The organism is Mesorhizobium sp. WSM4810 (genome assembly GCF_055811235.1).
On sequence record NZ_JBVVQV010000017.1, the window covers coordinates 1 to 7,228 of the forward strand.

Genomic DNA, 7,228 nt, shown 5'->3' on the forward strand with positions numbered 1-7,228 from the left:
TTCTTGATCTTGATCAGAACGTCGTTCGGGCCGATTTCCGGCACCGGCACTTCTTCCATCCAGATGCCCGGCTCGGCGCGAGATTTAACGAGTGCGCGCATCATGTTGGACATCAGCCAATCACTCCAAGTTCGCGGCCTACCTCACCGAACGCAGCCACAGCCCGGTCGATATCGGCGGTCGAATGGGCGGCCGACATCTGCGTCCTGATGCGGGCCTGGCCCTTGGGCACGACGGGGAAGGAAAAGCCGATCACGTAGATGCCGCGCTCAAGCAGCATGTCGGCCATTTGCGAAGCCAGCGCGGCATCGCCGATCATCACCGGAATGATCGGGTGGTCGGCTCCCGCCAGCGTGAAGCCCGCTTTTTCCATGTTGGCGCGGAAGCGCGAGGCGTTGTCGTAGAGCCGGCGGCGCAAGCCGCCGCCCTGCTCGATCATATCCAGCACCTTCAGCGAGGCCCCGGCGATAGCAGGCATCAGCGTGTTGGAAAAGAGATAGGGACGCGAGCGCTGGCGCAGCCATTCGACCACCGGCCTGCTCGCCGCCGTGTAGCCGCCCGAGGCGCCGCCCAATGCCTTGCCGAGCGTGCCGGTGAGAATATGGACCCGGCCCTCGACGCCGCAATATTCCGGCGTGCCGCGGCCGTGCTCGCCGACGAAACCGACGGCGTGGCTGTCATCGACCATCACCATGGCATTGTGTTTTTCCGCGAGGTCGCAGACGCCCCGGAGATTGGCGATGATGCCGTCCATGGAAAAAACGCCGTCGGTGGCGATCAGCTTGAAGCGGCTGCCTTCGGCCTTCTTCAATTCCTCCTCGAGCGCCGCCATGTCGTTGTTGGCATAGCGAAAGCGTTTTGCTTTGGAGAGCCTGACGCCGTCGATGATCGAGGCGTGGTTCAGCGCGTCGGAAATGACCGCGTCCTCCTCGGAAAGCAGCGTCTCGAACAGACCGCCATTGGCGTCGAAGCAGGAACCGTAGAGGATTGTGTCCTCCATACCGAGGAAGCTCGATATCTTTGCCTCGAGCTGCTTGTGCTCCTCCTGTGTGCCGCAGATGAAACGCACCGAGGCCATGCCGTAGCCGTATCGGTCGAGTGCCTGCTTGGCCGCATCGCGCAAGTCGGCGCTATCTGCGAGGCCAAGATAATTGTTGGCGCAGAAATTGAGCAGCTTGCGGCCGCCGACCTCGATCTCGGACGACTGGGGCGAGGTGATGACGCGCTCGCGCTTGTACAGGCCCTCCGTCTCGATCTGCGAAAGCAGCTCGCCAACGTGGTCTTTGAGAGACGGTGCCATCGTGCTTCCATTTCCATTGGTGATCTTCGCGGTCTTGCTCATGCGACTTCTCCCCGGAGCACACGCAACATACGCTCGAAGTGGCTTGGATCGTGTGCTTTGAGAAGTGCAGCTTCCCGGGGCTGGTACAGATCCCAGAGACGCGATAACCAAAAACGAAATGCTCCAGCGCGCTGCATCGCAGGAAGCAATAGGCGTTCGGGTCCAGTGAGCGCGCGAACTGACTCGTACGCGCCGAGAAAGGCGGCAACTTGCTTAGTGTCTTGGCGGCCGGTGCCACTATCGACGCACCAGTCATTGAGGCACACGGCTATATCGAAAAGAAAGGTGTCGCATCCGGCGAAGTAGAAATCGAAGACGCCGGTCAGGTGACCACCTTCAAACAACACGTTGTCGCGAAAGAGATCAGCGTGCACCGGCCCGCTTGGGAGTTCCTCGTAGGTGGAGGTCACGGCGATCTGGTTCTGAAAGGCCAGTTCGCTCGTGAGCAGCGAGCGCTGTCCCTCAGATACGCAGCGGCCGACCACCGGCACCACCTCGTTCCACCATTCGAGGCCGCGCGGATTGGCCTGCCGCCGTGGGTAATCGCTCCCGGTCACGTGCATTCGCGCCAGGATCTCCCCGACAGAGCGACAATGCGACTCTGTCGACGCCGTCACGCTCTCGCCAGGAAGCCTGTTGACGATCACGGCAGGCCGGCCTTTTAGTGTGTGAAGGATTTCGCCTCTGACGTTGGCAACCGGATCCGGGACCGGCATTCGCCGCGCCGCAAGGTGCTTCATCAGGTGAAGGTAGAAGGGCAATTGCTCGAATGTGAGCCGCTCGAACAGGGTCAGCACATATTCGCCTGCCTCGGTGTCGACAAAGTAGTTCGTGTTCTCAATTCCGCTCGCGCTGCCGCGAACGGAGTTCGGCTGTCCCAGGCCCAGAGCCTGAAAGAAAGTTGCGACTTCGTTAGGTGACAACTCGGTATATACGGCCATGGCGAAAGAGGTCCCGGTCGTGGAAGCAGCCTTTCAGCAAGCCTGCAGCGTTTCAGCGATGTAGGTCTTCACGGTCTGTGCATCGGCGGAAAGCAGTTTGAACCGTCTCGGCAAACCCTCTATGCCGTCGAACCGTTGCGGAGGAACTGGCTCTCGGCCCAGGGCCTCTCTGATGGTCTCCGCAAACTTGACCGGCAGGGCCGTCTCGAGCACGATCATCGGCACATCCGAAACCGAATGCTCGCGCGCGACCTTCACGCCGTCTGCAGTGTGTGGATCGATCACCGCGTTGAAGCGGTGCCACGCGTCACGGATCGTCTGCAACCGGTCGGCGTGGGTGCTCTTCCCGCTGCGGAAACCAAAATGGTCCGCCGCCTTCCCGAAGGCGGGATCCCCGCTGAGATCGAACGACCCGCTTTCGCGCAGTTGATCGTCGAACAGCGATCTCGTCCGGCTGGAGTCGCGACCGAGCAAGTCGAACACGAAACGCTCGAGATTGGAGGCCTTGGAAATGTCCATGGATGGGCTCGAGGTTTCATAGGTATCCGCCCGGCCCCGCACGCGATACACCCCGGTGCGGAGAAACTCATCGAGCACGTCGTTCTCGTTGGTCGCAATGACGAGACGGGATATGGGAAGGCCCATCATGCGCGCGACATGACCGGCGCAGACGTTGCCGAAATTGCCCGAGGGAACGGCGAAGTCGACTTCTGACGAATTCTCTTCCGTCACCTGAAAATAGGCAGAGAAGTAATACACCACCTGAGCGACCAGCCGGGCCCAGTTGATCGAATTGACGGCGCCGATCCGGTGGCGCCTCTTGAAGTGAGCATCGCCGGACACGGCTTTCACGATGTCCTGGCAATCGTCGAACACCCCTTCGATGGCAATGTTGTGAATGTTGTCGTCCTGCAGGCTGAACATCTGGGCTTGCTGAAAGGCGCTCATGCGTCCGTGGGGCGACATCATGAAGACGCGGATGCCCTTCTTGCTGCGCATGGCATATTCCGCCGCGCTGCCCGTGTCGCCACTGGTTGCCCCGAGGATATTCAGCTCCACACCCCGCCGCGCCAGTTCATACTCGAGCAAATTGCCGAGCAACTGCATCGCCATGTCCTTGAACGCCAGGGTGGGACCGTTCGACAGTTCCGCCACATGGAGACCGCTCTCAAGCGTTCGCACGGGCGCGATCCTGGCGGTCCCAAAAACCTCGGTCCTGTAGGTCTTTGCACAGATGGCCTTCAGGTCAGCGGGCGGAATATCGTCGATGTAGAGCGACAGGATTTCAAAGGCGAGCACCGGGTAGGACAAGCCCCGCCACCGATCCAGCGTGGCATCATCCAGCCGAGGGTAGACCTCAGGCACATAGAGGCCGCCATCCGGGGCGAGACCTTCAAGCAGAATCTCGCAAAACTTCCTGCGTTCGGGATGGCCGCGCGTGGAGATGTAGTGCATGTGATGCTGTTCCTTGTTGCCGCTATCGTTCGGCAAGGGTCGATAGACCGCCAACCGTTCGGCCTTCAGCGGCTGGCGCGCCACCAGGCGATACGGTCCTGCAGGGCGTAGCCCTTGATAACGGCCGGGATGAACCACGGATTGCCGCGATAGAGCGGGATGGCGGCAGGCGGCCGGAAATCGAATGCGGTGCGCGCCCGATCGCCATGTCCCATTAGCTTGTGAGCCGCACGCGTGCCGACCCATGGCGCCCAGACCACGCCCGAACCACAGAAGCCGGTGGCATAGACCACGCCGTCTTTCTCGAAGATCCTGGGCAGCATGTCGCGGTGCATCGCCACATTGCCGAACCAGCTGTGCGAAAGACGAACATTCTCCAGTTCTGGGAAAATTTCGCCCAGCCCGTTGCGCAAACGCAGCGTCGGGGCTGCCGGATCGCCTGCACGCGAGCTGTCGCGCCCGCCGAGCAGGATGCGTCTGCCGTCCGGCGAAGGGCGATAATAGAAGCCAAGCTCGCGGCCCTCACCCATCATCATCCGCTTCGGCATCAGGCGCGCCATCAGCTCAGGCGCGAGTTCCTCGGTGGCAATGATCCGGCTGCGAACCGGCACCAGCCGGCGGCGCAGGAAGGGATTGGCGCCGTCGGTGTAACCATTTGTGCAGACCAGCACCTGCCGCGCCTGCACCGTTCCGGCCGAAGTGGCGACGCGGAACCCCGAGCCATCCCTTTCGATCGAGGTCACGGGCGTGTTCGAATGCACCGCCAGTCCCGAAGCGAGCGCCACCCGCAGGAGCTCCGCGTGGAACTTGGCCGGGTGCAGCCCGCCGATGTCCATCCTGACCATGCCGCCGCGATAGAAGTCGGTGCCGACGTAGTTGCGCTGCTTTGCATATGGAACGGCGTAGGATTCGATCCCCAGTTTCCTCGCCAACGCCTCGGCGCCGCGGGCCATCTTCTCGTACTGTTCATATCCGATGGCGCCCTTGAACAGGCCAACCAGTTGAAAGTCGCAGTCGAGCTTTTCCGACTTGATGAAGTCGTAAAGGAATTCGCGCGCGACCTTGCCCTCGGCCTCGATCGCCATGGCTTTTTCTTCGCCGAAGCGCCGGGTGATCGTGGCGTAGTCCAGCCGAATGCTCCCGCTGGTAATTCCGCCATTGCGCGACGAGGCCCCCTCCCCCGGATTCATCGCATCAAAAGCGGCAACCGAGCGCCCCTCGCGCGCCAGCGCAAGCCCGGCCGAAAGCCCGGCATAACCGGCGCCGACGATCGCCACATCGACTGTCCTGGCCAGGGGCTGCGGCGGCAGCGGCATGACGGGCGCCGCTTCCCACCAGTAGGGTGTGCTCTTGTTGGCGACTTTTGGCTCGTGCACGTGACTGACTTCTCGTTGCGGTTTCAGGAGGCTGGGTCGGTCCATGCCGGCGAGATCAGACACGGTCGTCCCGCACGTCGAGCGCATCGCGCAACCCGTCGCCGATGAAGTTGAAGCTTGTCACGGCGATGGTGATGGCGGCCCCGGGAATGATCGCCAGCCAGGGCGCACTGTCCAGATACTGCTGGGCGCCCTCGAGCATGTTGCCCCAGCTGGGCAGCGGCGGCTGAATGCCATAACCCAGGAAACTGATATAGGCTTCCAGGAGAATAGCGTGCGCGACTGTCAGCGTCGCGGCCACGATGATCGGGCCCATGGCGTTGGGCAGGATCTCGCGGAACATGATATGCGCACCGCTAAGCCCCAGCATGCGCCCGGCCAGCACAAACTCGCGCTCGCGCAATGACCGCACCTCGGCCTCGACGATCCGGGCTACCTCCATCCAGCTGGTGACGGCGACGATCACGGTGACCATGGCCGGGCTCGGCTTCAGTGCCGCGGCCAAGGCCAGCAGCAGGAAGATCGAGGGGAATGACAGGAAGCCGTCGACCGTGCGCATCAGCGCTGCGCCGATCCAGCCGCCGCGGTAGCCCGCGATCACGCCGACGAGGGTTCCGATCATCGTCGACAGCAGCATGGCAGAGAAAGCCACCAGCAGTGAGGTCCTCCCCGCCATCCACAGTCGCGCCGCCACGTCCCGTCCCAAAGGATCGGTCCCGAGATAGTGGTAGCCGGTCAGCGGCGGTGAAAAGCGGGCGCGCAAATCGATGTAGAGGGAATCATAGGGTAGGAGATGCGGGCCGAAGACGCATGCCAGCGTCAGAAGGGTGATCATCACCACCCCCAGCAACGCCAGATGATGGCTCGTGAAACGACGCACGGTGCGGCTGCGCCACCAGCGGCTTGGTCCTGCATTTGCGACGAGAGCGGTCATTTCGGGTGCCTCCTGTTGGGTGTGAGGTTACGCGCTCAACCCAGACGAATGCGCGGGTCGACGATCGCTACGGCAATGTCTGCGATCAGGTTGCCCAGGATGACGAGGATGGCCGAGAACATCAGCAGTCCCATCACGACCGGGTAGTCGCTGTAGCCTAGGCTGTCCAGGAACAGTCGACCCATCCCCGGCCAGGTAAACACTGTCTCCGTCACCAGCGCGCCGGTCAGGATGCTGGGAAGCTGGACCCCGGCCAGTGTGATCATCGGCAAGAGCGCATTGCCGACGACGTGCTTCATGATGACTCGGCGCTCGCTCAGGCCTTTGGCGCGGGCGGTCTTGACGAAATCCTGGCTGATGGCGTCGAGCGTCGCCGTGCGCATGTAGCGGCTCCAGATCGCGACATGCACCAGCGACAGCACGATGCTAGGCAGGATCAGGTGATGCAGGTAATTCAGGATCGAACCGTCGCCGATCGTGTACATGTTGCCTGCAGGCAGCCAGCCCAGCTGCAGGGAGAAGATGTAGATGCCGACGAGCCCGAACCAGAAGGTCGGGATCGACAGCGCGACCATGGCGCCGATTGTCGCCATATGGTCGAACAGCGAATAGCGGTGCGTGGCGCCACGAATGCCGATCCAGGTGCCGATGGCGATCGCAATCGCGGTGGACGTCCCCATCAGCAGCAGCGTCGCAGGGACATGCCGGCCGATCACTGCCAGCACAGGCGCACCGTCGCGGAAGGAGTGTCCCCAGTCGCCTTGGAGAAGCCGCCAGGCCCAATCGAAATATTGCACCAAAAGCGGACGGTTCAGCCCCAATTGCTCTTTCAGGCGCTCGAGATCGTCCTGCGTCATGCCGGGATCGAGCCCGAATTGCGCCAGCGGTCCGCCCGGCAGCAGGTTCAGGACGAGGAACCCGATGACCGAGACGATCAGGAGCAGGATGAGGCTCTGTGAGAGCCGGTTGAGCAGGAAGCCGCGCATTCATCTCTCCTCTTTCAAGACAGCGCCCCTCTTTCAAGACAGGGCCGATGACTGACCGCCCCCCCGCGGCGGGGGGGGGGGGGGTGGGTGGTGGGGTGCAAAGCCAAACCGCGGCAAGCCAAGCTGCGACCCGGGGGGTGGGATTTTCCGCCGAAACCACCACCCCATACGTTGGGCCCCAAACCGTTGGGGTT

6 protein-coding genes and 1 pseudogene are annotated in these 7,228 nt (G+C 62.4%); all 7 read right to left on the bottom strand.

Annotated features, from left to right (window positions below):
- Positions 1 to 113 (bottom strand): annotated as a pseudogene (gene tdh / locus AC0L3O_RS22550) (L-threonine 3-dehydrogenase); the annotation flags it as partial.
- Complete coding sequence (locus AC0L3O_RS22555) at positions 113 to 1,300, bottom strand: glycine C-acetyltransferase (RefSeq protein WP_473616717.1); 1,188 nt, start codon at positions 1,298 to 1,300, stop codon at positions 113 to 115. The pseudogene tdh and the gene AC0L3O_RS22555, both read right to left, overlap by 1 nt.
- 38 nt (positions 1,301 to 1,338) lie before the next feature.
- Positions 1,339 to 2,283, bottom strand: coding sequence for a homoserine kinase (locus AC0L3O_RS22560; RefSeq protein ID WP_473536649.1), 945 nt, complete (start codon positions 2,281 to 2,283; stop codon positions 1,339 to 1,341).
- 33 nt (positions 2,284 to 2,316) lie between these two features.
- Positions 2,317 to 3,822, bottom strand: a complete 1,506-nt coding sequence (gene thrC, locus AC0L3O_RS22565) for a threonine synthase (protein ID WP_473616647.1) — start codon at positions 3,820 to 3,822, stop codon at positions 2,317 to 2,319.
- Positions 3,804 to 5,054 carry an NAD(P)/FAD-dependent oxidoreductase gene (locus AC0L3O_RS22570; RefSeq protein WP_473536658.1) on the bottom strand — a complete coding sequence of 417 codons (1,251 nt, stop codon included), beginning with the start codon at positions 5,052 to 5,054 and terminating at the stop codon, positions 3,804 to 3,806. The genes thrC and AC0L3O_RS22570 overlap by 19 nt, the downstream gene beginning before the upstream one ends.
- 115 nt (positions 5,055 to 5,169) lie before the next feature.
- Positions 5,170 to 6,048 carry an ABC transporter permease gene (locus tag AC0L3O_RS22575; protein WP_473616649.1) on the bottom strand — a complete coding sequence of 293 codons (879 nt, stop codon included), beginning with the start codon at positions 6,046 to 6,048 and terminating at the stop codon, positions 5,170 to 5,172.
- Positions 6,049 to 6,083: 35 nt separating this feature from the next.
- On the bottom strand, positions 6,084 to 7,034 hold the full coding sequence (locus AC0L3O_RS22580; protein ID WP_287064567.1) for an ABC transporter permease: 951 nt from the start codon (positions 7,032 to 7,034) through the stop codon (positions 6,084 to 6,086).
- Positions 7,035 to 7,228: the final 194 nt, after the last annotated feature.